Origin of the sequence: Pseudoalteromonas sp. SCSIO 43101 (assembly GCF_023650775.1) — a bacterium.
Classification (GTDB): Bacteria; Pseudomonadota; Gammaproteobacteria; order Enterobacterales; family Alteromonadaceae; genus Pseudoalteromonas; species Pseudoalteromonas apostichopi.
The window spans coordinates 225,511-250,000 of record NZ_CP072673.1; the positions used below are offsets into that span (position 1 = coordinate 225,511).

Below are 24,490 nucleotides of genomic sequence, written 5' to 3' on the forward strand. Positions count from 1 at the left end.
GCAATGAATGCTATCGATAATGCAGTAAAAAACAGCTTGAGCGGTCGCCTCCCCGTCATTATTTTTATTATGTCGGTGCTGCTTGGCTTAATGGCATTAAAGCAAACCCCTCGTGAAGAAGAGCCGCAAATTGTGGTTCCTATGCTTGATATATATGTGGCAGCGCCAAACGTTGAAGCGCCAGAAGTAGCCAGGCTGGTAACTGAACCATTGGAGAAGTTATTGGCGCAGTTAACGGGCGTTGAGCATATTTACTCGACTACACAAAGTAATGCTGCTGTTGTTACTCTTCGCTTTGAAGTTGGTCACGACCGTGAGCAAGCCATTCTCGACACTTACGCTAAACTCTATAGCTATCAACACACGATGGCGTCAGTGATCAGTTCATGGCAAATACGCCCGGTTGAAGTGAACGATGTACCCATTGTGATGCTGGGCTTATTTAGTAAAGATCCAAAACTTTACGATGATTACCAACTAACCCGCTTTGCCAACGAAATCGCTAACAGTTTACAGCGCATCGAAAACACCAGCGAAGTGAAAGTGATTGCTGGTAGAACTCGTCAATTAACGATTAACCTTGATGCAAGCGCGCTTGCTGCACATCAAACAACCCTAACCGATGTGTATTATGCGCTTAGCGTATCTAACCAATTAGTTAATGTGGGCAGTGTTGTTGAAGGTAAGCAGCAAATTGCCTTACAAGTGGGTGATGTTTTACGTTCTCAATCTGCGATAGAACGCCTTGTTGTCAACGTGGTTAACGGTAAGAGTGTTTACCTAAGTGATGTGGCCGAGGTGAGTGATGGTCCAAGCGAAGCACAAAGCTATCAATGGTTGGCTCAATCAGATAACCAGCAACAACTTCCTTTAGTTACCATTAGTGTCGCTAAGCAAGCTGGCACTAATGCGGTAGCTGTAGCCAATGAAGTACACAGCATGATGGACAGCTTATCGGCTAATTTGCTGCCAGATGAAGTGGGCTACACCGTACTGCGAGACTATGGCCAAACAGCGAACGAAAAAGTAAATAATCTTACCTCGAGTTTAGTATTTGCGGTGTTTACCGTGGTTATTTTTGTTGGCGTATTTTTAGGCTGGCGACCAGCAATTGTGGTTGGTTTAGCTGTGCCTATTTGTTACGGCATAACCCTGACACTTGATTTTGCCTTTGGTTATACGATTAACCGAGTCACGCTGTTTGCATTAATACTTTCTCTAGGTTTATTGGTTGATGATCCCATCACAGGCATAGATAACATAAGTCGTTTTTTAACGCAAAAAGGTGATAAAAAACAACGCATAGTTGATGCTATGAGCGAAATACGCGTGGCGTTGTTTATGTCAACATTGACTATTATGGTGGCATTTATCCCGCTTGCGTTTATTACTGGCATGATGGGCCCTTATATGGCACCTATGGCATTTAATGTGCCAGTCAGTGTGATGGTTTCTACCATTGTGGCATTTTTTGTAACGCCTTGGTTGGCCATGAAACTGCTGAAAGCGCCCGTTGATGACAGTATGCAACTAGAAGCCAATCCGCATAGTTTGTATGAGCGCATCTTATCGCCATTACTTGAGTCTAAAGGCCGTGCAAAACTCGTTCTATGGACCACATTAGGCCTGTTTGTCGCTAGTGCCATGCTACCCGTCATGCGTGTTGTGCCTTTAAAGTTGCTACCGTTTGATAATAAAAACGAGTTGCAAGTTTTAATCGATATGCCAGAGGGCACGAGCCTTGAGCAAACCGCAGCTTTCACGCGAAAAGTACAAACTGTCACTTGGAAATTAAATGAGGTAAGCGAGGTGGCAGCCTACCTTGGCCAGCCATCGAGTATGGACTTTAATGGTATGGTACGTGGTTATTATCGACGCGAAGCCGCCAATCTTGCTGAGCTAAGAGTATTACTGCTTGATAAAACTGAGCGTGATCATCAATCTCATGCTGTGGTCATGCGCTTGCGTGCAGCATTAGCACCACTGGCAACCGATGGCATTGTTATTAAAGTGGTTGAAGTACCACCAGGCCCGCCTGTTTTAAGTACCTTAGTGGCTGAAGTTTACAGTGAGCCATTTGTTGATACAGACACTCACTATCAAGCAGCTCTTGCAGTTGCGGCAAGGTTAAAGCAAGAGCCGCATGTGGTTGAGGTTGATACCAGTATTGCGGCCAATGCACCCTTACAACGTTTTGTTACCGATAAAAGTAAAGCGTCATTGTCGGCGGTCTCTACGCAAGATATTGCCCAGACCTTAGCCATTGCCTCGCATGGGCAAAATGTTGGGGTGTTATATGTTAGCGGCGAAACAGACCCTGTTGATATTAAACTGCAACTGCCGTATCAAGACCGAAATCAATTTGCTCAATTGCTCGCATTGCAGGTTCGCGGTGACAGAGAACTCGCAAAAACCAGTGACGAATTTGGGCTGCAAAGTGCACCGCGTCCGCTGGTGGCATTATCTGAATTAGGCGAGTTTCAGTATCAAGATGTTGCTAAACCAATTATGCGTAAAGATCAGCGTAATGTTGTGTATGTAATGGCTGAGCTAAACGGTCGTACACCCGCTGAGATCATTGCTGACGTCAATGCCGACTTAGGTATCAGCGCTGACGAATTTAGCCAAACTGATTGGCAAAGTAGGCACTTTTTCAATAATGGTGGTAGCCAAGCTTGGCAATTACCTGCTGGCACTGACGTAACCTTTAGTGGAGAAGGTGAATGGCGAATTACCATTGATGTATTTAGAGATATGGGCATTGCCTTTGCGTTTGCGCTAACTGCAATTTTCATCATCTTACGAATTCAAACAAATTCTGCCAGTTTGTCACTGATCATCATGTCGGCTATTCCATTAACCGTGATAGGTATCATGCCGGGCTTTTGGTTATTAAATCAATTTGGAGAGCGCACCATTGCTGGTGCTCCAGAGCCGGTGTTATTCACTGCAACAGCCATGATAGGCATGATCGCACTTGCCGGTATTGTGGTCCGTAACTCACTTATTTTGGTTGAATTTATTAATCAAGCTCGTAGCCAAGGTATGGCAATTAAACAAGCTTTAATTGCCGCAGGTACAGTGCGTATGCGTCCAGTGTTACTGACTGCAGGAACTACCTTATTAGGTAACTTAGTGATCACCCTAGACCCGGTATTTAGCGGTCTAGCGATTGCAATTATTTTTGGTATTGTGGCATCAACATTGTTCTCATTATTTGTTGTGCCCCTGGTTTATTATTTAGTGTTTGCAAAGGATGCAGCCATAGAGGAACAAGCTCATGCAGGGTAAATCAAAACTTATTGGTTCAATTATCGCGTTATTTGTGATCATTGTGGCGGTACTTTACATGGCGGGCAGTTTTTCTGATAAGCAAGCTGCAGGCATGAAAAACCCATCGGCAAACGATTACAATGGTCAGTTAGTGACAGTGACACTGGCAGATATCGCTCGTGATGAAGTTGTGCCAGGAACCGTGATTGCAAAACAAAATACGCAAATCTCATCGCGAGTTATGGCACAAGTTGAGCGTTTAAATGTACGCGCTGGCGATACTGTAAAACAAGGTGATGTATTGATCACCTTGCAGCAAGATGACTTTAAAGCTGGGCTTGCACAAAGCGAAGCACAAATAAACGCAATTAATGCATCGCTGACTCAAGCAGAGAAACAGCTTAAACGTATCAACGATTTGTACAAACAAGGCTTGGTATCTGTTAGTGAATACGACGATGCTAAAGCAAGGTTCGATAATTTAACTGCGAACCTAGCGATTGCTAAACAACAGCAAACACAAGCACAAGTCGCGTTGAGTTTTACGCAAATTAAAGCGCCGATTTCAGGTGTTGTGGTTGAGCGTTTTGCAGAACCTGGCGATACCGCAACCCCTGGTACGCCATTACTCGCACTGTATAACCCACAGCAATTGCAATTAGCGTTTAATGTCAGAGAACAACAAGCAATTAAATTGAATGTTGGCCAAGCTCTGACAGTCAAATTACCCGCTTTATCAACGTCAATGCCTGCCACTGTGACAGAAATAGTGCCCGTTGCTGATAGTGCTGCGCGCAGTATGGAAATCCGTTTAGAAACAGATGTGCAAACTGGGCTAATGCCTGGGCTTTATGCGCAGTTACAATTACCGCTCGCCACTGAAAAAGGGGTGTTGATTGACTCAAGTTGGGTGCATCAATATGGCCAATTGAGTATGGTCTATTTACTTGAAAATAATCTGATAGTGCGTCGATATGTACGCCTTGGCGAAATGGTTGATGGGCAGCAGCACATCGTTTCAGGTTTAAACCCAGGTGATGTGCTAGCTGTTGATTTTAAAACTAAATAAAGGTCGCTATTTCGTCCAGCGACTTTTTCACTAAGGCATGCTCAGGGATAGTTGCATCTGTGCCTGGGTAGCCTGCAATGAGCAGCATGTAAGGGCGCTCATTATCTTTATCGCGGCCACAAATTTCGGTTAAAAAGCTCATTGGCTTTGGTGTATGCGTGAGGGTAGCAAGGCCTGCTCTGTGTAGTGCTTGAATTAAAAAGCCGGTTGCTAGGCCAACAGATTCATGAACATAGTAATTGGTATTTTTGTCATCGGCAGAAATACCGCCTTTCTTTTGACTAAACACGGCAATTAGCCAAGGTGCATGCTCAAGGTAGGGCTTACTGGCATCTGTGCCAAGTGGTTTTAAAGCATCTAACCATTCTTCACCAGCTCGGCCTTCATAAAATGAGCGCTCTAGCTTTTCGGCTGCTTCACGAATTTGTTTTTTCACATCGCTACTGTGTATTGCCACAAAGTGCCAAGGTTGATGATTGGCACCACTTGGTGCAGTGCCTGCCGCTTTAATACAAGTTTCGATTATTTCTTTTGGCACAGGGCGGTCGCTAAAGCTGCGAATACTATGGCGACGCTGACTAACGGCTAAAAACTCTTCGGCGCGTTTAAGCATTTCGTCATGAGGGTATTCAATAAAGTCATTGAGTGGTTGGTTTTTGTGTTCTTGCATGGCTTTTCGCTTCTTGTGTGTTGATGATTTAATTATGAATATATTGGTTTCGACGGTACTCTTCTAATTCATTGCTCAACCAATCTTTTGCATTGAGTAACGATCCATTGCTGAGTCTTACTTTATAGGGCTTACCGCTCCAAGAGCTTTTGCTCGCTAGGTTTTCGATAAACTTGTCGGCGGTATTTGCATAGCGGGTCGCTTTTCGATATTTCATAGCGAGGTGCTCGGCAGCATCTTGGCTTGAGTGTTCTGTGTCATTGCGTATAAATACGGCATCGCTTTTAGCGACAAAATCAATTAAGTGATTAATTTCTTGCTCTGGAGTGGCTGCAATACAGAATTGACTAATGCTCAAGAACATTAATGCGATAAACCAATATCTTTTCATTGTTATTTTCACTGTTCTTTTTGCTCTATGGTTAAGGTTGCAATTATTGGATTATGATCTGAGCTTGCAAGCTCAGGCACTATAGTTGTTTCTATTTTGACACCTCGCACCCATATTTGGTCAAGTGCTAATCCAAATGTTTTGGTGCGTTTATCATCTAAATAGATAGCCTCGTGTAGGCCTAGTTGGGTCAACGTTTGCTGCAATAAGGCTTGGCGCTCATCACTCCAGGTATTGAGATCACCGGCAAATACGATAGGTCCTTTATGCGTTCGCATAATGGCGGCGGCATCGTCTAGCTGTTGTTTAAAGTCACTTACACCAACCGTAAAGTTAATGGCATGCAGGTTAATACTCAGTAATAACTGTTGTTCAGGCAGCGCATACTCCACAATATTGGTGGCTTTTGGGCTACGTAGCCAAGGCTCTTTGTGAGTGAGTGTGCAATGCACAGTGGCGGGCCAACGGCTGAGTGTCATAACTCCAGATTGCACACTGCCACTCTTATAGCCTTTAGCAAAACGCCAATATGGTTTGAGCTTTGTAAGAGCTGGTTCTTCGATAGCTTCTTGAAGTAACACAATATCAGCATCGTCATTTAGGTTTTGTAAATCTGTGAGTAAGCCATCTATTTGTGCTTTGTAGATATTCCAACTCAATAACTTGAACTGATAGGGCAAAATGTAATGCGCTGCGTAAGTTTGCATGCGACTTTGTGCTAACTGCTGTTGGCAATTAACAAGGTTCACGGCAGTTTTGGTTATACCTTGCTGCTCATCAGAGCTAGGATCGCTTGAAAAGCTATACCAAGACAGCGCGCTCAAACACACAAGTAATAAAAATATACGCAGATATGCCGTCATAATGACCTTTAATTACTTTCCTTGAGAGTTAGTCGTTGTTAGCCCAGTTTAGTTCAAAGGCTAAATGTTAGAAACTGTAGTATTTCCTACAATTTCTATACGCTTTCTTACCCAAAATGAGTACTCATATTCTTATACTTACTGAGCTTAACAACTCAGACAAAGGAACTACTCATGAAACAAATGGCCTGTATGCTGCTTGCCTTATCGGTGACAGCGTGTTCATCAGTCACCATAGTGCCAGAAAAAACAACCAATAAATTAGCCACTAAAGCCGATTACCAAGATAGCCGTCCATTCTTTTTGTGGGGCCTCGTTGGTGAAGAGCGCGTTGATGTAAAGGCTATTTGCCAAGATAAAAAAGTTGCCCAAATGCAATCACAACAAACATTCGCTGATGGCGCATTAGGACTAGTTACACTTGGAATTTATGCTCCTCACACAGTAAAAGTATGGTGTGAGCAACAAGCACAGGAGCAACAACTATGAAAAGCTTACTAATAACAGCGGTGTTAGTTGCAACCTTAAGTGGTTGCACAAATATCTACTTCGATAATGGCAGTGCAGCGCAAGGCAATAAAGCGCCTGCAACAGAGCAGTGGCATCATAACTTTGCCGCGGCGCTTTACGAAGGTTCAAAGCCTGTCGACTTATCTGAACAATGCCCTGACTCTGAGTGGCAAACCGTTCACACTTATAAGTCGTTCACCAATGGTCTTGCTGAAATTGCAGTAAACCAAGTTGGGCCTATTTGGTACCCGAAAACAGTTGAAATAAGCTGTGCTCAAGTACCTTATAAGCCAGACTAGTTATTCATAACGCAGTGCATCAATTGGGTTTAAGCGTGCCGCTTTAATAGCGGGCGCTAAGCCAAACACAATACCAATCAATGACGTAAAGCCAAATGACAGCATAATCGCCCAACCCGGTATGTAGGCATCTGGCATGCTCGGCACTGATAACGAAATCAGTGCCGCGGCACCATACCCTATCGCTAAACCAATTAAGCCACCAAAAAGTGATAGCACCACCGCTTCAACTAAAAATTGCAGCATAATAAAGCCAGGTGTTGCCCCTAGTGCTTTTAAAGTGCCGATCACTCGAGTGCGTTCTGTTACCGAAACCAGCATGATATTCATCACACCGATACCCCCAACCACCAGACTGATACCGACTATCCCCGCGGTAATTGCGGTTGCACTTCCGGTAAATTTATCGATATTAGCACGGGCTTTTTCGGCGGTTTCAAACTCAAAGTCGTCATCTTCGCCGTCTTTTAGTTTATGTAATTGACGTAAGATACGGCGAATTTTACCCAGTACTTGCGTTTCGTTAGCATCGTCTTTTAAACGAAACATCATTTGCACATTAGTATCAACACTGCCGCCTTCTAGCGCACTCATGGTACTTATTGGAATATTAATGTAATCGTCTTGGTCAAAACCTAATAAGCTACCTTGTTTTTCAGCAACACCAATAATGCGAAACCACTCACCACCGAGTTTGATATATTCACCTACAGGGTTTTCAGGCAGGTTAAGCTTTTCGATAATTGAAGGGCCGATAAACGCCACTCGACGGCGTTTTTCATCATCTTCTGCGCGAATAAACCGGCCGAGTTCAGGGTAGGTGCGGTAAGCTTTTTGGTAGTCTTGCTCGGTACCCATTACCCGTGAAGCATGACTTTTATTGCCGTACTCTGCTGCACCAGAAAAGCGCCAAGTAAACATCAGCGCAGTAAAGGTTTCGGCTTCTTTAACGCGTGCTTTTAGGGTTAAAAAGTCGCTGTAGGTTAGCTTTGCTTGTTGGCCTACCATTTCTTTTTCTACGCTAGTGTAAGGTTTTATATTGGTCACATCAGGAGACATGTCGGCAAGTTGATCATTAATTTGCTTAGTGAAACCTTGCATTACTGCCACTACGGTCACAACCGCTGCAACACCAATGATAATACCTAAGCAGGTAAGGGCACTACGCATCGCGTTTGCTTTAATTGCCATGAGTGCGGCTTTAGTGCCTTCCATAACAGCGATAGCAGATTTAAACATGTTGCCTTGCTCCTTCGCCTTTACGGGTATCACTGACAACCTTGCCATCAACTAAACGAATAACACGTTGGCAGTGATCAGCAATATCTTGTTCGTGAGTAACCAAAATAATGGTGTGCCCTTCGTTATGAAGCTCATCAAACAGTGCCATGATCTCAGTGGTGGTTTTACTATCTAAGTTACCTGTAGGCTCATCACCAAGTAAAATATGCGGTTTAGTAACAAGTGCACGAGCAATCGCGACACGTTGACGTTGCCCACCAGAAAGCTGGCTCGAAAGGTGATTTACCTTATCGCCAAGACCAACCCGCTGTAATGATTCGAGCGCTTGCTGCTTTCGCTCTTTGGCAGAGATAAATCGATACACAAGTGGCTGCATAACATTTTCTAGGGCTGAAGCTCGCGGTAATAAATTGAAACTTTGAAAAATAAAGCCAACACTTTCATTACGCTGATGAGCAAGCTCAGTTTCGGTCATTCGCTTTACCAGCTTATCTTTTAAATAGTAGTCACCACTTGTAGGGGTATCTAAACAGCCAAGCAAGTTCATTAGTGTTGATTTACCTGAACCCGAAGGGCCAATAATGGCAACATACTCATTTTGAGCAATTTCAATATTGATATCATCAAGGGCTTTGAAAACTTGTTCGCCCATTTTATATTGCTTATTGATATTACTGAGTTTTATCACCGCCGACATTAGCTAGCACCTTTTTCAGGGCTGTTTTTAACGGCTACCGTATCACCCTCTTTTAGTGAGCTGAGAGGTCTGGCTGGGCCGATAACAATACGATCCCCCTTTGCAACACCGCTGGTTAGTGCTTGTTCGATATCTGAAGAAATGCCTACCGTTACAGTTGTTTTAGTTACTGTATTATCTGCGTTAAGCTTCCAAACAAAGTAGCTATCATCCTCTTTTTGAATTGCTTCAATGGGGAGTTTTAAGCCGTTTTCGGCAATACTTGTCGCAATTTCAGCACGGCAACTCATACCGGCATATAGTTGGCGGTCAGTGGCATCAAGTAGTACTTTGACTTTAAATGATAACCCTTGTGAACCGGCTTGGTTTTTTGCTGAAGTACCAATGTTTATTACTTTGCCAGTAAAAGGTTGGTTTGGGTAAGCGGCGGCATAGATATCTGCATGTTGGTCTAGTTTTATACCAGCAATATCGGTTTCGTCCACGCGAAGTTCGGCTAAAATAGCGCTTGGATCTGCTACTAGCATCAGATCTGAGCCAATAATGTTGGTTGTTCCGGCAATTACGGTTTCACCTTCTTTAATATTTACCGATGCAAGTAGCCCACTCATTGGTGCGCGAAATACACTTTTATTTAAACGGTCTTCAGCAATGAGTAATGACGCTTGGGCTTGGTTGTAAGCTTCACGTTTTGCTTCAATATCTATTTTCGCTAAATCGCGGGCATTTTGTAGGTTTTCATACACTTCTTGGCCAGCTAGGCCAACTTCATAAAGCTCTTTTTGGCGGCTTAGCTGGCGTTCGATATTTTTCAGTCGGGTTTCGCTGTGCTTAATATCAATTTCAGTAGCGCGAAGCACGGCTTTGTTGCGTGCAACTTCAGATTCAAACGCTGTAGTATCTAGACGCATAAGAATATCGCCCTCAGTGACACTTTCTCCTTCTTCGACAAACACTTTCGCTACGCGGCCAGTCACTTCAGAGCGCAGCTGCACTTGGGTGTTAAAGACTAGGTTGCCAGAGGCTAAAATTGAATCGGCAATATTGCCTTGTGCAACTTCTGCAATATGCATTTCTGGTGCATCTTTATTGCCTGTGACTTGTTTTGATACTAGTAAAGCGACAAATGCTGTAACAGCGAGGCCAATAATAATGGCTTTTTTCATGTTACTTCCTTGGTAGTTAAGAGCGGCATATCGCCGCTCAAAGCAGAATTAAACGAGAGCGATTACAGTCCAAATACCGTAAATAACAATACTTGGCAGGGCTGCAAACAGTAGCGCTTTATTGAAAGTGAAATTGGTCCAGCTCTTCAAACCTATAGCTGCGATGAAAATGCCCCAAATAGAAAAGATATTTAGGCTCTCCAATAAGGTGTAGAATGGATGGCCAATTTCTAAGCCAATTAAAAGTTGGTTAATCGAAGCATAGTTAAATAATGTCTGTGAAATTTGGTCGGTACTTGCAGTTAATACTAAAATGAGCAAACCGAGGCTTGATATAATCATTGGCATCATGGTCCACACACCAAAGCCATACCAAGCACCATAACCATAGTTAGCTTCTGGGTCTTGCTTAGATACAAATAAGTAGTAGCCTGCCATCAGAGCATTAATAACAGCCAAACCAATGATGCCACCAAAGATGGCAAACCAAACCTGCATATCTATGGTTTGCTCCATGCTTTGGCGAATCATTTTTTGCTCAGCAATAGTGGCATCAACACTGGCGGCTGCCACTTGTTGATCGATTAAAAATTGCGGGTCAGCTTTATTATAAAAAGCAAACATGCTGGCGGCGAGAATGCCGGCAAGTAAAATAAAGGCAACAAAAGACCAACCTTTTGCTTCTTTTAAACCATTAAAGGCTTTACTCGGGCTGATAAAAATATCAACCAATGCGGTCATTACATTTGATGATTTCATTTTTTATTCCTTGTTTTATAACATTTGTTTTTAGGTACTAAAATATCCTGTTTAGTAACAAATTAGCAATTTGTTTTGTAACTGTATGTTAACAGCTGTGATTAGTAAATCTGTGATATGGTTAAAGGATTAATTTGAATCGAACTTATTAGGAAAAGTAGGTCGTTATGGTGAATAGCAATGGTCGTTGTATTGATGAGTTGGTATTAGGATTCTGGCGCTTGTTAGATTGGCAGGTAACGCCCCAGCAATGCTTAAGTTTTTTAGAAAATGCAATCGATATGGGAGTTTCACATACCGATCATGCTGACATCTACGGTGAATACGGTTGTGAAGCTGAATTTGGTAAAGCACTTAAACTAAAACCAAGTATTCGTGATGAAATCAAAATCATCACTAAATGTGGTATTAAGCCTGCGTTTGCAAGCCTAGGATTACAAGGCAAAGCAAACCACTATGATTCAAGTGCCGCGCATATTATTGCCTCAGCACAGCAGTCACTAAAAAACTTCAACACTGATCGTTTAGATGTATTACTTATTCATCGCCCTGATTACTTGATGAATGCCGATGAAATGGCACAAGCATTTAATACCCTAAAAGCAAATGGTGATGTGATTGACTTTGGTGTATCTAACTTTACGCCATCACAACTTAGCTTGTTACAGTCGCGTTTAGACTTTGAGCTTGTAACTAATCAAATTGAGTTTTCACCTTACGAAATGAAAGCCCTTGATGATGGCAGCTTAGATCAATGCCAATTGCTCGATATCAAACCTATGCTTTGGTCACCATTGGCAGGGGGGCGTTTATTCTCAAGTGATGATGAAAAAGCAGTGCGTTTACGTGCAGTGCTAGAGCAGGTTGGTGCTGAAATTGGTGCCACAGGCATTGATCAAGTTGTTTATGCTTGGTTGTTAATGCACCCGAGTGCACCGTCTGTGGTACTTGGTACGGGTAATATTGAGCGTGTTAAATCAGCGGTTGAAGCTAAGCAGTTCTCTATGAGCCGTGAACAATGGTATCGCATTTGGCAAGGCTCAACTGGTCATAGTGTGCCTTAACGAATAGCCCTAAACGAGAAAAGGGCCTTACGGCCCTTCGTGTTGCAGCAAGTAACACATTCTTTATAAAGTGAAGTCAACCGCGTAAGCGACGTACACTTTTACATCTGAACCATCGATGTCATTGTCTGAAAGACCGAAAGTAAAGCCGTCTTTCGACACTGAAACGCCGTAGTCGATGATGTCATCATCACCAATGAAATCCCCTGAGTAATGACCTAAATGAAGGGCCATTTCTGCACCGGTACTGCCAACTGGGAAGCTGTAGTCAGCATTTAAATAAAGTGAATCACCAAAGTCTGTACCGTCACCGCTAGCTGCTGATGTTGCTAGTACTGCTGCACCAAAGGTGAAGCTACCCATGCTAATGCTACCGTAGATTTCTGAGAAATCTGCATCTGTGTAAGATGCTGCATCTGGGTATGCATAATAAATGTAGCCAACATCGTAGCTAAAGGTTTCATTGATTTCACCGCCAAAACCAGCATAAAGGTCTAGCTCGTACGTCATGTCGTCAGCCCAGCTAGCATTCGATACCCAAGTACCCGCATAAAAGCCAGATTCACTTGCGTAGTCGATACCACCTTGGATTGCAGCATCACCGCCAGTTTGCTCTTGACCACGCCATAAGTAATTTGACGTTGCCGCAGCGTTTGCTGTGACTTCTGCATAACTATATGTCGAGCTCAAAGTTAATAGCGCAAGAGCGCTTGCTGCGACCGTTTTTTTTAGTTTTAGCATGTTTCTGTATCCTGTTGTTATGTTGATTTTGTCCCATTTCAGATTGCAGTCTGGTTATTATTCGAGGACATTTATTATGTGTTGTCTGGATACGATGTTGCACTGGTTGTGCCAAGTTCATTTTGAATGGGCTATTTTATGCTTAAATGCTTTAAAAACAGACTTCTAAGATGGCTTAATTGAAAAAATAGTGGATATTTGAATTGTTCATGCGCACTTGTGTGGTGCAAAAAATAACCCGGTTGCACAATTGCGAAGCACCCGGGTTTCTCTTATTTGAGAGTGACTTAGCCGAAAATCGCTCGCATCAGACTAATAGTCTCTTCAACACTTCGGCCTTTTTCAACTTCACTGATGATTGAATCGCGCTTTGCTTTGATATGTTCAGGGATATCATCACTTGCTAATGCACGGTCTACCAGTATCTCAGCTGATTCTTTGCCACGGCGTACGGTCTTTTTACCTGCTGAGCTCGTGGTACTCTTAGGTTTGTTTAACAACTTAATATAGTTTGAGTTATCGGCGGTACTTTTATCTGCATAATAAAAGAAGCTAGGTAATAGGGCTTTAATTTCAACTAAAGATTGCTCAAGTTCATTTGCGGCGCTAGCCATTTTGAACCAAGGCATATTATGGATTGCTTCTACAATATCTTGCCAGTAGCGCTCAAAATCACGGTTATTTAATTTGGTAATACCTAGTGCCCCACAAAGGGCATCAAGTTTACTATTTACGATTGGTGTAAACACATCAGGTCGGCGCATCGCAAGTAAGCGAGTTGCAGGAGCAAGCGTTGGCTTTTCATCGCTACCATTAAATGCCATCAAGTATGCAACCATAAAGTGTTGATAATGCTCTTGGGTTATTTCGCCTTCAAGTGGAATGTGCGCTAAGGCTTCATCGAATGCACCAGGCAAATCACTCAACATTTGGTGAAAGCCTTTTGCGTTCTTCGTAGAAGCAAACCATTCAACATCGAAGTTATAGCTGCTTGGATCAAGCGACGCACTGTGTTTACCTGAAAACGCTAAACGGTCTTCAGGGATCATCTCTTTTAATGATTGTGATTTAATCGCTGCAATGTAATTAGCTAAACGTAGTTGCTCATCAAGTGCCACAAGCTCTTTATGCTGTTCGATGAAGCCTGCGATAACTGGCCATGGTGCAACTCTTAAGGTTTTTAATTGCAAAAAGCTGATGGCAGAAATTAATAAGTCATGAAGTTTCTTAAGTGTCGGTAATTGCTTATCTTCTAATAGATCGTAGTTAATGCGATCGCGGCTTGCACTTAATAGCTCATAGCACCAGCCTAAAAAGTCTTCAGGGTGGTTTTCTACTTTAACTGCCATTAGGTTTAAGCTGATATCAGAGGCCTGCTTGAGGATGTTTTGATAAATTTGACTTTCTTGCTCGCCAAGCGCCATTTTTGACGGTGAAATAAGCAGTTTCTTCATGCTTAATCGATACTCCAGTTTTGACCAAATTAGGTTGTTTGATTTTAGTACACAGGGTGCAAAAACAACAGGGTCGTGCATCATACCGAAGTAATGAAATGATGCAATCTTACTGATAGAGCAAGATTGCGATTGACTTGATTAATTAATCATTATCATCAAGTGTAAATAATTGCTCAACGGTAAGTTCAAAGTGGGTTGCAATTTTTAACGCGATAATAACCGAAGGTATAAAGCGGCCTGTTTCAACTGTGCTAATGGTTTTACGTGATACTGCAATGGCATCAGCGAGTTCTTGCTGCGATAAACCCTTCTCTTTACGGAATTTAGCGATATTATTTTCCACTATTATACCTAGTCTCTACTCTGCCAAAGAATTGATACGCCGTATACTAAACACATTTGAGCGAGGTAAAATGTGGCCATCATGCTATGAGATACATTTAAAGCAAGGTCATCAGACAATAAAAAAATAACCCCCATGCTAAAAAGTAATCCAAGAACCACATGTTTATAAGCGATGGTATCAATTGTCTTTAAAAATTCATCGGTATACATAAGGCGATACCCAAGTTTCCATGTAAACCCACCTCTAATCACAAACATAAAAAATGAACCTAAAAAAGCGGCAGCGCCGATAAACAGTAAAGGTGCTGATGTTTGCTTAAGCATTGGGTAAACACTAATGATTAATAACGTAATTCCCATGAATATTGAAAACCATGCGTTATGGCTCATAAACTTTTCTTCCGTTTGTATATCTTGCTTAGACATAATCTTTTCCTTTTTGATTTAAATGTAACCTCTAGGTATCAATGTAACCTCTAGGTATCAATGTAACCCTAGGGTATCATTCGGTCAAGATTTATTTGTAACCTAAAGGTATCAAAATATTTCAGCGCTGATTCATGTTCTTATACCTAAGCTTGTTTACAAACCTTTTTGTGGGTTGGGCAATGCATTTGCGCCTAACTCCCGCTATGATATGAACATTGTTTGCCCATTTTTAAGGATGATTATGAAAACCTTACTGAAAGTTGTTGGTGTCATTTTCTTATTACTAATTGCATTAGTAGTCGCAGCACCATTCCTCATTCCTACAGACGCGATATTTAATAAAGTATCGGAGCAAGTAGAACAAACCACAGGTCGTAGTCTGACTATTAATGGCGATAAAAAGCTGTCGGTATTTCCATCATTAAAGCTAGAACTGAATGATGTAAACTTTGCCAATATGCAAACTGGTTCGCAAAAAAATATGGCAAGTATGCAGCAACTTGCTATCCGTATTCCTTGGATGTCGTTATTTGGCGGTGAGTTTAAGCTAGATAAATTTGTTATTAACGAACCAACGATTTTGTTAGAAACCGATAAAAATGGTAAAGCAAACTGGCAGCTATTTGATGCGGTTGCAGAGCAACCACAGACTGATCAGCAAAAGAGTTCTGGTGCCGTTAACTTACCAGATAACTTTGATATTGAGCTTGGCGAAGTGGCAATTTATGGTGGTACCTTTACTTATCTAGACGGTAAAACTGGGGCAAAACAACAGATAAGTGATTTAGAGTTAGCCATTTTATTACCTTCTCTTCGTAAAACCCTTGAGTTAAAAGGCGGTATTACCTATATGGGTGAGCGTTTTGATTTGGATGTAACGCTAGATACACCCGTAAAAGCGATTGAGGGCGAAACCTTTAATGTCAGCACTGAGGTTGATTCACGCTTGATCGACTTGAATTTCAAAGGGTCAATTGCAGAAATGGGTAATGATGTGCAAGGGCTTCTATCTGTCAGTGGTGACTCAGTTAAAAACATTGCGAATTGGCAGGGTGTTGAGCTTAATGCTAAAGAGAATGCTTTCAATGCGTTTAATGTAAAAGGTTCAATGCATTTAAAAGGTGAGCAGTTTAAACTAGCTGAGCTACTTGCCACCCTAGATGAGCTACAAATTAAAGGTAAAAGCGATATTAAGCTTGGCGACCGTTTAGTTGTAAATGCCGATATTGATTTAGGCATGCTTGATTTAAACCCTTACTTACCTGAGGGGGTAGCTAAAGAAGAGCAAGCAGAACCAGCCTCAGATGCGCCAGCGCAGCCAATTGTTTGGGATGATACAACAATTGATATGAGCGGCCTAAATGCACTTGATGCAAATGTTGTTGTGCGTTCAAGTGGTTTAAAAGCAAATGATATTACACTTGGCGAAAACCAGTTAACAGTGAACCTTAAAAATGCAGTAGCTAACATCAGCTTAGATAAGTTTGTTGCATACGAAGGTAATGGCAAAGGTGTAATCACCGTTAACGCTAAGCAAACACCTTATAAAATTAGCACTAACTTTTCTTTAGATAAAATCGATGCACAGCCATTACTTACTGATGCGGCCGGTTTCGATAAGTTAATGGGTAAAGGCTCTTTAAACTGGGATCTAACGACCACAGGTCAAAGTCAAAAAAGCTTTATTAATGCCCTTAACGGCAAGGTGGGCTTTGAGTTTGCAGATGGTGCAGTGAAAGGAGCCAACATTGCAGAGATGGTTCGTAAAGCAAAAGAGCTTATAAAAGGTAACTTAAGTGCAGTATCAGAAGGTTTAGATACTGGCTTTGATAACTCACAACAGACAGACTTCTCAGCACTTAAAGGTAGTTTTGTATTCACAAATGGTATTGGTGAAAATACAGACTTATCTCTATTAAGCCCGCTTATTCGTATTACCGGCTCAGGTAAGATTGATTTACCAATGACCACTGTAGACTACCGTTTAGTGACGGGGATTGTTGATTCAATCGAAGGGCAGGGTACGACAGATGACAGCACTGGGTTTAAAATTCCTCTGCGTATAAAAGGCCCATTCCATGATGTAGGTTATAGCTTAGATGTGAGTGAGGCTGCTAAAGAAGAAGTGAAAGAAAAAGCCAAAGATAAAATAAAAGACAAATTAAAAGGTCTATTTGGAAATTAATAAAATTTAATTAAAGTCAAAAACAGGGCGCATTAGCGCCCTGTTTGTTTTATAATCAATAACAAACCAGCAAGTCGCTGTAATTCCTTAATGCAAGCAGCACGATTAATTCCAAATTAATTAAAAAATAACCTACCACTTCCTTGTCATTGCTGCTACAATTGCCCGCCCTTAAGAGACAACTTGCTTGTTTTTTGAGTGGAATTTAACCGAAATGTCTTGATTTTAAACAGAATTAAGGCGTGTTGTAATTTCTACACCGGAGGTCATTAACATGATCCAAATGCAAACTCAGCTGGACGTTGCTGATAACAGCGGCGCTCGCAAAGTGCAGTGTATTAAAGTCCTTGGCGGTTCGCACCGTCGCTATGCAGCGGTTGGCGATATCATCAAAGTTTCTGTAAAAGAAGCTATTCCTCGCGGTAAAGTGAAGAAAGGTGATGTTAAAAACGCGGTAGTTGTGCGTACTAAAAAAGGCGTTCGTCGTCCGGACGGTTCTTTGATCCGTTTCGATAGCAATGCGGCTGTTATCTTAAATGATAACTTACAGCCAATTGGTACTCGTATCTTCGGCCCTGTGACTCGTGAACTTCGTACTGAAAAGTTCATGAAAATCGTTTCACTAGCACCAGAAGTACTATAAGGAGTCTATCATGGCAGCAAAAATCCGTCGTGATGACGAAGTAATCGTACTAGCCGGTAAAGACAAAGGTAAGCGCGGTAAAGTGCTTTCAGTTGTTACTGAGTCTGGTCGAGTATTTGTCGAAGGCATCAACTTAATCAAGAAGCACCAAAAGCCGGTTCCACAGTTGAACCAAGCTGGCGGTATTGTTGAGAAAGAAGCGTCTATCGACGTATCAAACGTTGCGATCTACAACTCGGAAACGGGTAAAGCAGATCGTGTAGGTTTCAAGATTGAAGATGGTAAGAAATTACGTATCTTTAAATCTACTGGTAAAACTATCTAATAGTTGGAGTAGAATGATGGCGAAACTGCATGAAGTATATAAAGACAAAGTAGTCGCTGAACTTCAAGAGAAGTTTGGTTTCAGCTCTGTCATGCAAGTCCCTCAGATCGAAAAGATCACATTAAACATGGGTGTGGGCGAAGCTCTAGCTGACAAGAAGATCTTAGATAACGCTGTTGCGGATCTAGAAGCAATCTCTGGTCAGAAACCTCTAATCACTAAAGCACGCAAATCAGTTGCAGGCTTCAAAGTGCGTGAAGGTTACCCAATTGGTTGTAAAGTAACCCTACGTGGCGAGCGTATGTGGGACTTTTTTGAGCGTTTGGTTTCAATCGCTATCCCGCGTATCCGTGACTTCCGTGGTGTAAGTGCTAAGTCTTTTGATGGACGTGGTAACTACAGCATGGGCGTACGTGAGCAAATCATCTTCCCAGAAATTGATTATGATAAAGTAGACCGTGTTCGCGGTATGGATATCACAATCACTACTTCTGCGAAAACAGATGATGAAGGCCGTGCGTTGTTAGAAGCGTTTAACTTCCCATTCAAGAAATAAGGGTAGGGTTATGGCAAAGAATTCTATGAAAGCGCGCGAAGCAAAGCGCACTAAATTAGTTGCTCAGTATGCTGAAAAGCGTGCGGCACTAAAAGCTATCATCAGTGATGTAAATACATCTGACGATGATCGTTGGGACGCGGTATTAAAGCTACAAGCTTTACCACGTGATTCTAGCTCTTCACGTCAACGTAATCGTTGTAACGTTACGGGCCGCCCACATGGTTACCTTCGCAAATTCGGCATGAGCCGTATCAAAGTTCGCGAAGCAGCTATGCGCGGTGAAATTCCTGGCCTTAAAAAGGCTAGCTGGTAATAGTATCACGGGAGTAAGACTATGAGCTTGCAAGATCCTATTGCGGATTTGTTTACACGTATCCGTAACGGTCAGTCAGCGAAGAAAGTATCAGTAACGATGCCAACTTCAAAACTGAAAGTAGCAGTAGCTAAAGTATTAAAAGATGAAGGTTATATCGCAGATTACGCTGTAAGCGGTGAAGCGAAGCCTGAGCTTTCTATCGATTTAAAATATTTCGAAGGCAAAGCTGTTATTGAAAATATCCAGCGTGTTAGCCGCCCTGGTCTACGTATCTATAAGAAACGTGACGAATTACCAAAGGTAATGGGTGGTCTTGGTATCGCTATCGTATCAACTTCTAAAGGCCTAATGACAGACCGCGCAGCACGTAGTGCCGGCGTTGGTGGTGAGATCATTGGCTTTGTAGCTTAATCGGAGGGGAACTATGTCTCGCATAGCAAAGGCACCAATCAATGTTCCTGCCGGTGTAGAAGTTACATTAAAAGGCCAGGACATCACAGTTAAAGGCAAAAACGGTGAATTAACTCGTACTATCAACGACGCTGTTGAAGTACAAGTTAACGACAACGTTATTACAACTTTACCTCGTGAAGGCGTAGCTAATGCATGGGCACAAGCAGGTACTGCTCGCGCTCTAATCAACAACATGGTTGTTGGTACGCATGAAGGTTACGAGAAGAAACTTCAGTTAGTAGGTGTTGGTTACCGTGCAGCAGCTAAGGGCAAAGTATTAGACTTAACTCTTGGTTTCTCACACCCAGTGAATTTCGAAGTACCAGAAGGTATTACGATTGAAACACCAAGCCAAACAGAAGTTCTAGTTAAGGGCGTAGACAAGCAGTTAGTTGGTCAAACAGCTGCTAACATCCGTGCATACCGTAAACCTGAGCCTTATAAAGGTAAAGGTGTTCGTTACGCGGACGAGAATGTACGCCGTAAAGAGGCTAAGAAGAAGTAAGGTAAGACGATGGATAAAAAAACAGCTCGTCTACGTCGTGCTAAACGCACTCGTAGAAATTATATTGAACAAGGCACAACGCGTCTTGTTATCCACCGCACGCCACGTCACATTTACGCTCAAGTAGTTACTGCTGAGGGTAATGTACTGGCTGCTGCTTCTACTGTTGAAAAAGCAATTAGCGAAACAGTTAAAGGCACAGGTAACGTTGCAGCTGCTCAAGCAGTTGGTAAAGCGGTTGCTGAACGTGCAGCTGACAAAGGCATCGAAAAGATTGCTTTTGATCGCAGTGGCTTTAAATATCACGGCCGTGTGAAGGCGCTTGCTGATGCAGCGCGTGAAGCCGGTCTGCAATTCTAGGAGTAGACAATGGCTAACGTAGAAGCAAAGCAACAACAGCCTGATTTGGCTGAAAAGCTAATCGCGGTAAACCGTGTGTCTAAAGTAGTTAAAGGTGGTCGTATCTTTAGCTTTACTGCACTAACAGTAGTTGGTGACGGCGCAGGTAAAGTAGGTTTTGGTTATGGTAAAGCACGTGAAGTTCCAGCTGCTATTCAAAAAGCAATGGAAAAAGCACGTCGCAACATGATCAGTGTAGACCTTAACGGTAACACGCTACAGCACCCAATCAAGGGTCGCCACGCGGGTTCTAAAGTATACATGCAGCCTGCTTCTGAAGGTACAGGTATCATCGCCGGTGGTGCGATGCGTGCAGTACTAGAAGTAACTGGTGTACAGAACGTATTGTCAAAAGCATACGGTTCAACTAACCCGATCAACATCGTTCGTGCAACGATTGCTGCTCTAGAGAACATGAATTCTCCAGAGTCAATCGCTGCTAAACGTGGTCTTAGCGTTGACGAAATCACGGGGTAAACCATGGCTAATAAAACTGTAAAAGTAACACAAGTAAAGAGCTCTATCGGTCGTTTACCGAAGCATAAAGCTACATTACGTGGTCTTGGTCTACGTCGTATCAATCACACTGTTGAGTTAGAAGACACAGCATGTGTGCGTGGTATGATTAACCAAGTTTCTTACATGGTAAAGGTTGAGGGTTAATTCGATGCATTTGAATACACTTTCACCTGCTGCTGGTGCAAAAACTGAAAAGAAACGTCTAGGTCGTGGTATTGGTTCTGGTCTTGGTAAGACTGGTGGCCGTGGTCATAAAGGCCAAAAATCACGTTCTGGCGGTAAAGTTCGCGTTGGTTTCGAAGGCGGTCAAATGCCTATGCAACGTCGTCTACCTAAATTTGGTTTCACTTCACGTAAATCATTAGTATCTACTGAAGTTAACCTTTTTGAAATCGCTAAAGTTGAAGGCGATGTAGTAGACGTAAACGCGTTACAAGCAGCTGGTCTAGTTAAAAAGAACATCCAGTTCGTTAAAGTAGTTAAATCTGGCGAAGTTTCACGCGCAGTTACCGTTAAAGGTCTTAAAGTGACTAAAGGTGCTCGCGAAGCTATCGAAGCTGCCGGAGGCAAGGTAGAAGACTAAGGAAGTACTAATGGCTAAACCAGGTCAAGATATGAAAAGTGCACAAAGTGGGCTTTCGGAATTGAAGCGTCGATTACTATTTGTATTAGGTGCTATCATTATTTACCGTCTAGGTTCATTCGTGCCGATCCCTGGGATTGACGCCGCTGTACTTGCCGATTTCTTCGAGCAACAAAAGGGCACCATTGTTGAAATGTTTAACATGTTCAGCGGTGGTGCGCTTGAGCGCGCTTCAGTGTTAGCACTGGGTATTATGCCGTACATCTCGGCTTCGATTATTACGCAACTATTAACGCATATGTATCCGCCGTTTATAGAGCTTAAGAAAGAAGGTGAGCAAGGGCGTAAGAAAATTAGCCAGTACACACGCTACGGCACGCTTGTGCTTGCTACTATCCAATCAATCGGTATTGCTACAAGCTTACCGGGCATGATGGACGGGTTAGTTGTTAACCCTGGTATCGGTTTCTACTTCACTGCTGTAGTGAGTTTAGTAACTGGTACTATGTTCCTAATGTGGTTGGGCGAGCAAATTACAGAACGTGGTATCGGTAACGGTATTTCTGTTCTGATTTTTGTTGGTATCGTAGCTAACCTGCCGTCTGCTATTGGTTCGACAGCCGAAATGGCGCGCCAAGGTGATCTGAATGTACTTGTACTGTTATTGATTGCTGTAATCGTATTCGCTGTTACTTACCTAGTTGTATTCTTTGAGCGTGGTCAACGTCGTATCGTCGTTAACTATGCGAAGCGTCAACAAGGTCGTCAGGTATTTGCTGCTCAAAGCACGCACTTACCACTGAAAGTAAACATGGCGGGTGTTATTCCACCAATCTTTGCTAGCAGTATAATTCTGTTCCCTGGTACAATTGCAAGCTGGTTCGGCCAGGGTGAAGGTCCGGTCGCTGATGTGCTACAAGCAATCGCTACAACGTTGACTCCAGGTCAACCTTTATATGCGATGGTTTTAGCTGCGGCTATTATCTTCTTCTGCTTTTTCTACACCGCGTTGGTATTTAACCCGCGTGAAACAGCAGATAACCTGAAAAAATCTGGCGCATTTATCCCAGGTATTCGTCCAGGTGAGCAGACATCTAAATACATTGATAAAGTGATGACACGCCTGACATTGGCAGGTGCTTTGTATATAACCTTTATCTGTCTGGTGCCCGAATTCATGACTATGGCATGGCAAACGCCATTCTATTTCGGCGGTACATCAATTTTGATTATCGTTGTTGTAATCATGGACTTTATGGCACAAGTACAGACGCATCTGATGTCACATCAGTATGATTCTGTGCTGAAAAAAGCAAACCTTAAAGGCTACGGTCGATAAGGTCATTTTACGGAGTTGAGCAATGAAAGTACGTGCTTCCGTTAAGAAAATATGCCGTAACTGTAAAGTTATTAAACGTGCTGGTGTAGTACGCGTAATTTGCAGTGAGCCTAAGCACAAGCAAAGGCAAGGCTAATTAAACAGTCGTGCAGGCTGAGTTATTTACTCGGCCTGTGTTTTTAGTTGTGATTTGGTCTTCGTTTGAGTATCCTTACGGGCTTTTCAAACAGATGATTACCAAATTCAAATATAGGAGATGTGTTAGTGGCCCGTATCGCTGGCATTAACGTCCCTGATCATAAACATGCAGTTATCGGTTTAACTGCTATTTATGGCATAGGTAAGACTCGCTCTAAGGCTATCTTAGCAGCGACTGGTATCGCCGAGACCACAAAAATCGGTGAACTTTCAGACGAAACACTTGACGTATTGCGTGAAGCAGTTGGCAAGTACACTGTAGAAGGTGACCTTCGTCGTGAAGTTACATTAAATATCAAGCGCCTTATGGACCTTGGTTGTTTCCGTGGCCTACGTCACCGTCGTTCGTTACCACTACGTGGTCAACGTACTAAGACTAACGCGCGTACTCGTAAGGGTCCTCGCAAGCCTATCAAGAAATAAGGTGGGGTAGATTATGGCTAAAGCACCAATTCGTCGTAAGAAGGTTAAAAAGCAAGTTGCTGATGGTATGGCTCACGTTCATGCTTCTTTCAACAACACTATTGTAACAATTACCGACCGTCAAGGTAATGCACTATCTTGGGCAACAGCAGGTGGTTCAGGTTTCCGTGGTTCACGTAAATCTACTCCATTCGCGGCTCAGGTTGCTGCAGAGCGTGCAGGTACTGCTGCTCAAGAATACGGTTTAAAAAATCTAGAAGTTTTCATCAAAGGTCCAGGTCCAGGTCGTGAATCTGCTGTACGTGCTTTGAATGCTGCTGGTTACCGTATCACCAACATCACTGACGTGACGCCAATCCCTCATAATGGTTGTCGTCCACCGAAGAAACGTCGCGTTTAACAATAGGTTAGGAGAAATAACATGGCAAGATATTTGGGCCCTAAGCTCAAGCTGAGTCGTCGTGAAGGTACTGACCTGTTCCTTAAGAGCGGCGTAAGAGCTATCGACTCTAAGTGTAAACTTGAGACTGCACCTGGTCAGCACGGCGCTCGTAAAGGTCGCTTATCTGATTACGGTTTACAGCTACGTGAAAAGCAAAAAGTTCGTCGTATCTACGGTGTACTAGAAAAGCAATTCCGTAACTACTACAAAGAAGCTGCTCGCCTTAAAGGTAATACAGGTGAAAACTTGTTACAGCTTTTAGAGCAACGTTTAGACAATGTTGTATATCGCATGGGTTTTGCTAGCACACGCGCTGAAGCACGTCAGTTAGTAAGCCACAAAGCGATTTTAGTTAATGGTCGTGTAGTGAATATCCCTTCATACGTAATTACTCCAGAAGATACTGTTGTAATTCGTGAGAAGTCGAAAACACAAGCACGTATCATCGCTGCTCTAGAGTTGGCTGAGCAACGTGAAAAGCCGACTTGGGTTGAAGTTGACGGTAAGAAAATGGAAGGCAGCTTCAAGCGCCTACCTGAGCGTTCAGATCTGTCTGCGGACATTAACGAACAACTAATCGTCGAACTTTACTCTAAGTAAAGTTAAGAGTTAAGAGAGGATAAAAT

General features: G+C 42.7%; 33 protein-coding genes (1 of these 33 cut by a window edge). 22 read left to right on the forward strand and 11 right to left on the reverse strand.

Annotation, left to right across the window (positions count from 1 at the left end; translation table 11 throughout):
- Positions 1-3: 3 nt before the first annotated feature.
- Both J8Z25_RS01075 and J8Z25_RS01080 read left to right on the forward strand, forming a co-directional pair.
- Positions 4-3,291, forward strand: a complete 3,288-nt coding sequence (locus tag J8Z25_RS01075; RefSeq protein ID WP_250661542.1) for an efflux RND transporter permease subunit — start codon at positions 4-6, stop codon at positions 3,289-3,291.
- Positions 3,281-4,342: an efflux RND transporter periplasmic adaptor subunit gene (locus J8Z25_RS01080; RefSeq protein WP_239977100.1), complete on the forward strand. Its 1,062-nt coding sequence runs from the start codon at positions 3,281-3,283 to the stop codon at positions 4,340-4,342. The genes J8Z25_RS01075 and J8Z25_RS01080 overlap by 11 nt, the downstream gene beginning before the upstream one ends.
- Here J8Z25_RS01080 and J8Z25_RS01085 read toward each other — a convergent pair.
- From J8Z25_RS01085 to J8Z25_RS01095, 3 genes are read right to left on the reverse strand one after another with little or no spacing between them, the layout of a single operon-like run.
- A complete protein-coding gene (locus J8Z25_RS01085; RefSeq protein WP_054554404.1) occupies positions 4,335-5,012 on the reverse strand; it encodes a nitroreductase family protein in 678 nt (225 codons plus the stop codon). The two genes, J8Z25_RS01080 and J8Z25_RS01085, sit on opposite strands and share 8 nt — an antisense overlap.
- A gap of 28 nt (positions 5,013-5,040) precedes the next feature.
- Positions 5,041-5,403, reverse strand: a complete 363-nt coding sequence (locus J8Z25_RS01090) for a DUF5329 family protein (protein WP_250661543.1) — start codon at positions 5,401-5,403, stop codon at positions 5,041-5,043.
- Between the two features lie 8 nt (positions 5,404-5,411).
- Entirely contained in the window at positions 5,412-6,266 is an 855-nt protein-coding gene (locus tag J8Z25_RS01095; protein WP_167659172.1) for an endonuclease/exonuclease/phosphatase family protein, read from the reverse strand.
- Between the two features lie 174 nt (positions 6,267-6,440).
- Between J8Z25_RS01095 and J8Z25_RS01100 the strand changes: the two genes are divergently transcribed.
- Positions 6,441-6,755 carry a Bor family protein gene (locus J8Z25_RS01100; RefSeq protein ID WP_054554401.1) on the forward strand — a complete coding sequence of 105 codons (315 nt, stop codon included), beginning with the start codon at positions 6,441-6,443 and terminating at the stop codon, positions 6,753-6,755.
- Positions 6,752-7,075 (forward strand): Bor/Iss family lipoprotein, encoded by a 324-nt coding sequence (locus J8Z25_RS01105; protein ID WP_130049950.1) that lies wholly within the window; start codon positions 6,752-6,754, stop codon positions 7,073-7,075. Before J8Z25_RS01100 ends, J8Z25_RS01105 begins: the two co-directional genes overlap by 4 nt.
- Here the strand turns inward: J8Z25_RS01105 and J8Z25_RS01110 are convergent, their stop codons facing one another.
- Genes J8Z25_RS01110 through J8Z25_RS01125 form a run of 4 tightly spaced genes read right to left on the reverse strand, consistent with a single transcriptional unit; the run spans position 7,076 to position 10,939 of the window.
- Entirely contained in the window at positions 7,076-8,314 is a 1,239-nt protein-coding gene (locus J8Z25_RS01110; RefSeq protein WP_130049949.1) for an ABC transporter permease, read from the reverse strand.
- Positions 8,307-9,014, reverse strand: coding sequence for an ABC transporter ATP-binding protein (locus tag J8Z25_RS01115; protein ID WP_063702351.1), 708 nt, complete (start codon positions 9,012-9,014; stop codon positions 8,307-8,309). Before J8Z25_RS01115 ends, J8Z25_RS01110 begins: the two co-directional genes overlap by 8 nt.
- Positions 9,014-10,180, reverse strand: a complete 1,167-nt coding sequence (locus J8Z25_RS01120) for an efflux RND transporter periplasmic adaptor subunit (RefSeq protein ID WP_239977099.1) — start codon at positions 10,178-10,180, stop codon at positions 9,014-9,016. Before J8Z25_RS01120 ends, J8Z25_RS01115 begins: the two co-directional genes overlap by 1 nt.
- 48 nt (positions 10,181-10,228) lie before the next feature.
- Positions 10,229-10,939, reverse strand: coding sequence for a YIP1 family protein (locus tag J8Z25_RS01125; protein ID WP_058586182.1), 711 nt, complete (start codon positions 10,937-10,939; stop codon positions 10,229-10,231).
- A gap of 170 nt (positions 10,940-11,109) precedes the next feature.
- On the opposite strand from J8Z25_RS01125, the gene J8Z25_RS01130 reads away from it, so the two are divergent.
- On the forward strand, positions 11,110-12,003 hold the full coding sequence (locus J8Z25_RS01130; protein ID WP_130052211.1) for an aldo/keto reductase: 894 nt from the start codon (positions 11,110-11,112) through the stop codon (positions 12,001-12,003).
- Positions 12,004-12,066: 63 nt separating this feature from the next.
- Here J8Z25_RS01130 and J8Z25_RS01135 read toward each other — a convergent pair whose 3' ends face one another.
- The 4 genes from J8Z25_RS01135 to J8Z25_RS01150 all read right to left on the reverse strand — a co-directional run bounded on the left by J8Z25_RS01135 (position 12,067) and on the right by J8Z25_RS01150 (position 14,972).
- A complete protein-coding gene (locus J8Z25_RS01135) occupies positions 12,067-12,744 on the reverse strand; it encodes a TorF family putative porin (protein WP_130049946.1) in 678 nt (225 codons plus the stop codon).
- A gap of 287 nt (positions 12,745-13,031) precedes the next feature.
- Positions 13,032-14,198 carry a hypothetical protein gene (locus J8Z25_RS01140; RefSeq protein ID WP_130049945.1) on the reverse strand — a complete coding sequence of 389 codons (1,167 nt, stop codon included), beginning with the start codon at positions 14,196-14,198 and terminating at the stop codon, positions 13,032-13,034.
- Positions 14,199-14,343: 145 nt separating this feature from the next.
- Entirely contained in the window at positions 14,344-14,544 is a 201-nt protein-coding gene (locus J8Z25_RS01145) for a helix-turn-helix transcriptional regulator (protein WP_130049944.1), read from the reverse strand.
- An 8-nt stretch (positions 14,545-14,552) separates the two neighbouring features.
- The gene (locus tag J8Z25_RS01150) at positions 14,553-14,972 is read right to left on the reverse strand and encodes a hypothetical protein (RefSeq protein WP_130049943.1); all 420 of its coding nucleotides are present in this window, start codon (positions 14,970-14,972) and stop codon (positions 14,553-14,555) included.
- Between the two features lie 244 nt (positions 14,973-15,216).
- Between J8Z25_RS01150 and J8Z25_RS01155 the strand changes: the two genes are divergently transcribed.
- From J8Z25_RS01155 to J8Z25_RS01235, 17 genes are all read left to right on the forward strand, one after another.
- Positions 15,217-17,160, forward strand: coding sequence for an AsmA family protein (locus J8Z25_RS01155; RefSeq protein ID WP_250661544.1), 1,944 nt, complete (start codon positions 15,217-15,219; stop codon positions 17,158-17,160).
- Positions 17,161-17,434: 274 nt separating this feature from the next.
- Entirely contained in the window at positions 17,435-17,803 is a 369-nt protein-coding gene (gene rplN, locus J8Z25_RS01160) for a 50S ribosomal protein L14 (RefSeq protein ID WP_010378257.1), read from the forward strand.
- A 10-nt stretch (positions 17,804-17,813) separates the two neighbouring features.
- Complete coding sequence (rplX, locus tag J8Z25_RS01165; RefSeq protein WP_036974032.1) at positions 17,814-18,128, forward strand: 50S ribosomal protein L24; 315 nt, start codon at positions 17,814-17,816, stop codon at positions 18,126-18,128.
- Between the two features lie 16 nt (positions 18,129-18,144).
- Positions 18,145-18,684, forward strand: coding sequence for a 50S ribosomal protein L5 (gene rplE, locus J8Z25_RS01170; protein ID WP_054554390.1), 540 nt, complete (start codon positions 18,145-18,147; stop codon positions 18,682-18,684).
- Positions 18,685-18,694: 10 nt separating this feature from the next.
- A complete protein-coding gene (gene rpsN / locus J8Z25_RS01175; RefSeq protein WP_130049941.1) occupies positions 18,695-19,000 on the forward strand; it encodes a 30S ribosomal protein S14 in 306 nt (101 codons plus the stop codon).
- Positions 19,001-19,021: 21 nt separating this feature from the next.
- Complete coding sequence (gene rpsH, locus J8Z25_RS01180; RefSeq protein WP_054554388.1) at positions 19,022-19,414, forward strand: 30S ribosomal protein S8; 393 nt, start codon at positions 19,022-19,024, stop codon at positions 19,412-19,414.
- Between the two features lie 13 nt (positions 19,415-19,427).
- Positions 19,428-19,961 (forward strand): 50S ribosomal protein L6, encoded by a 534-nt coding sequence (gene rplF, locus J8Z25_RS01185; RefSeq protein ID WP_054554387.1) that lies wholly within the window; start codon positions 19,428-19,430, stop codon positions 19,959-19,961.
- A gap of 9 nt (positions 19,962-19,970) precedes the next feature.
- Complete coding sequence (gene rplR / locus J8Z25_RS01190) at positions 19,971-20,321, forward strand: 50S ribosomal protein L18 (RefSeq protein WP_130049940.1); 351 nt, start codon at positions 19,971-19,973, stop codon at positions 20,319-20,321.
- 9 nt (positions 20,322-20,330) lie between these two features.
- The gene (gene rpsE, locus J8Z25_RS01195; RefSeq protein ID WP_036974018.1) at positions 20,331-20,837 is read left to right on the forward strand and encodes a 30S ribosomal protein S5; all 507 of its coding nucleotides are present in this window, start codon (positions 20,331-20,333) and stop codon (positions 20,835-20,837) included.
- Between the two features lie 3 nt (positions 20,838-20,840).
- Positions 20,841-21,023, forward strand: a complete 183-nt coding sequence (gene rpmD, locus J8Z25_RS01200) for a 50S ribosomal protein L30 (protein WP_016710201.1) — start codon at positions 20,841-20,843, stop codon at positions 21,021-21,023.
- Between the two features lie 4 nt (positions 21,024-21,027).
- Positions 21,028-21,462: a 50S ribosomal protein L15 gene (rplO, locus tag J8Z25_RS01205; RefSeq protein WP_054554386.1), complete on the forward strand. Its 435-nt coding sequence runs from the start codon at positions 21,028-21,030 to the stop codon at positions 21,460-21,462.
- Positions 21,463-21,472: 10 nt separating this feature from the next.
- Positions 21,473-22,801, forward strand: coding sequence for a preprotein translocase subunit SecY (gene secY, locus J8Z25_RS01210; RefSeq protein ID WP_036974013.1), 1,329 nt, complete (start codon positions 21,473-21,475; stop codon positions 22,799-22,801).
- Between the two features lie 22 nt (positions 22,802-22,823).
- Entirely contained in the window at positions 22,824-22,937 is a 114-nt protein-coding gene (gene rpmJ, locus J8Z25_RS01215) for a 50S ribosomal protein L36 (RefSeq protein WP_002959476.1), read from the forward strand.
- Between the two features lie 128 nt (positions 22,938-23,065).
- Positions 23,066-23,422 (forward strand): 30S ribosomal protein S13, encoded by a 357-nt coding sequence (gene rpsM, locus J8Z25_RS01220; protein WP_036974011.1) that lies wholly within the window; start codon positions 23,066-23,068, stop codon positions 23,420-23,422.
- A gap of 13 nt (positions 23,423-23,435) precedes the next feature.
- Positions 23,436-23,822 carry a 30S ribosomal protein S11 gene (gene rpsK, locus J8Z25_RS01225; protein ID WP_036974009.1) on the forward strand — a complete coding sequence of 129 codons (387 nt, stop codon included), beginning with the start codon at positions 23,436-23,438 and terminating at the stop codon, positions 23,820-23,822.
- A 21-nt stretch (positions 23,823-23,843) separates the two neighbouring features.
- Positions 23,844-24,464: a 30S ribosomal protein S4 gene (gene rpsD / locus J8Z25_RS01230; RefSeq protein WP_036974007.1), complete on the forward strand. Its 621-nt coding sequence runs from the start codon at positions 23,844-23,846 to the stop codon at positions 24,462-24,464.
- A gap of 24 nt (positions 24,465-24,488) precedes the next feature.
- On the forward strand, positions 24,489-24,490 hold a 2-nt sliver of the coding sequence (locus J8Z25_RS01235; protein WP_130049939.1) for a DNA-directed RNA polymerase subunit alpha. 985 nt of this gene lie beyond the right edge of the window; only 2 of the gene's 987 nt are visible here; only part of the start codon is in view: it crosses the right edge, with 2 bases visible at positions 24,489-24,490; the stop codon falls past the right edge of the window.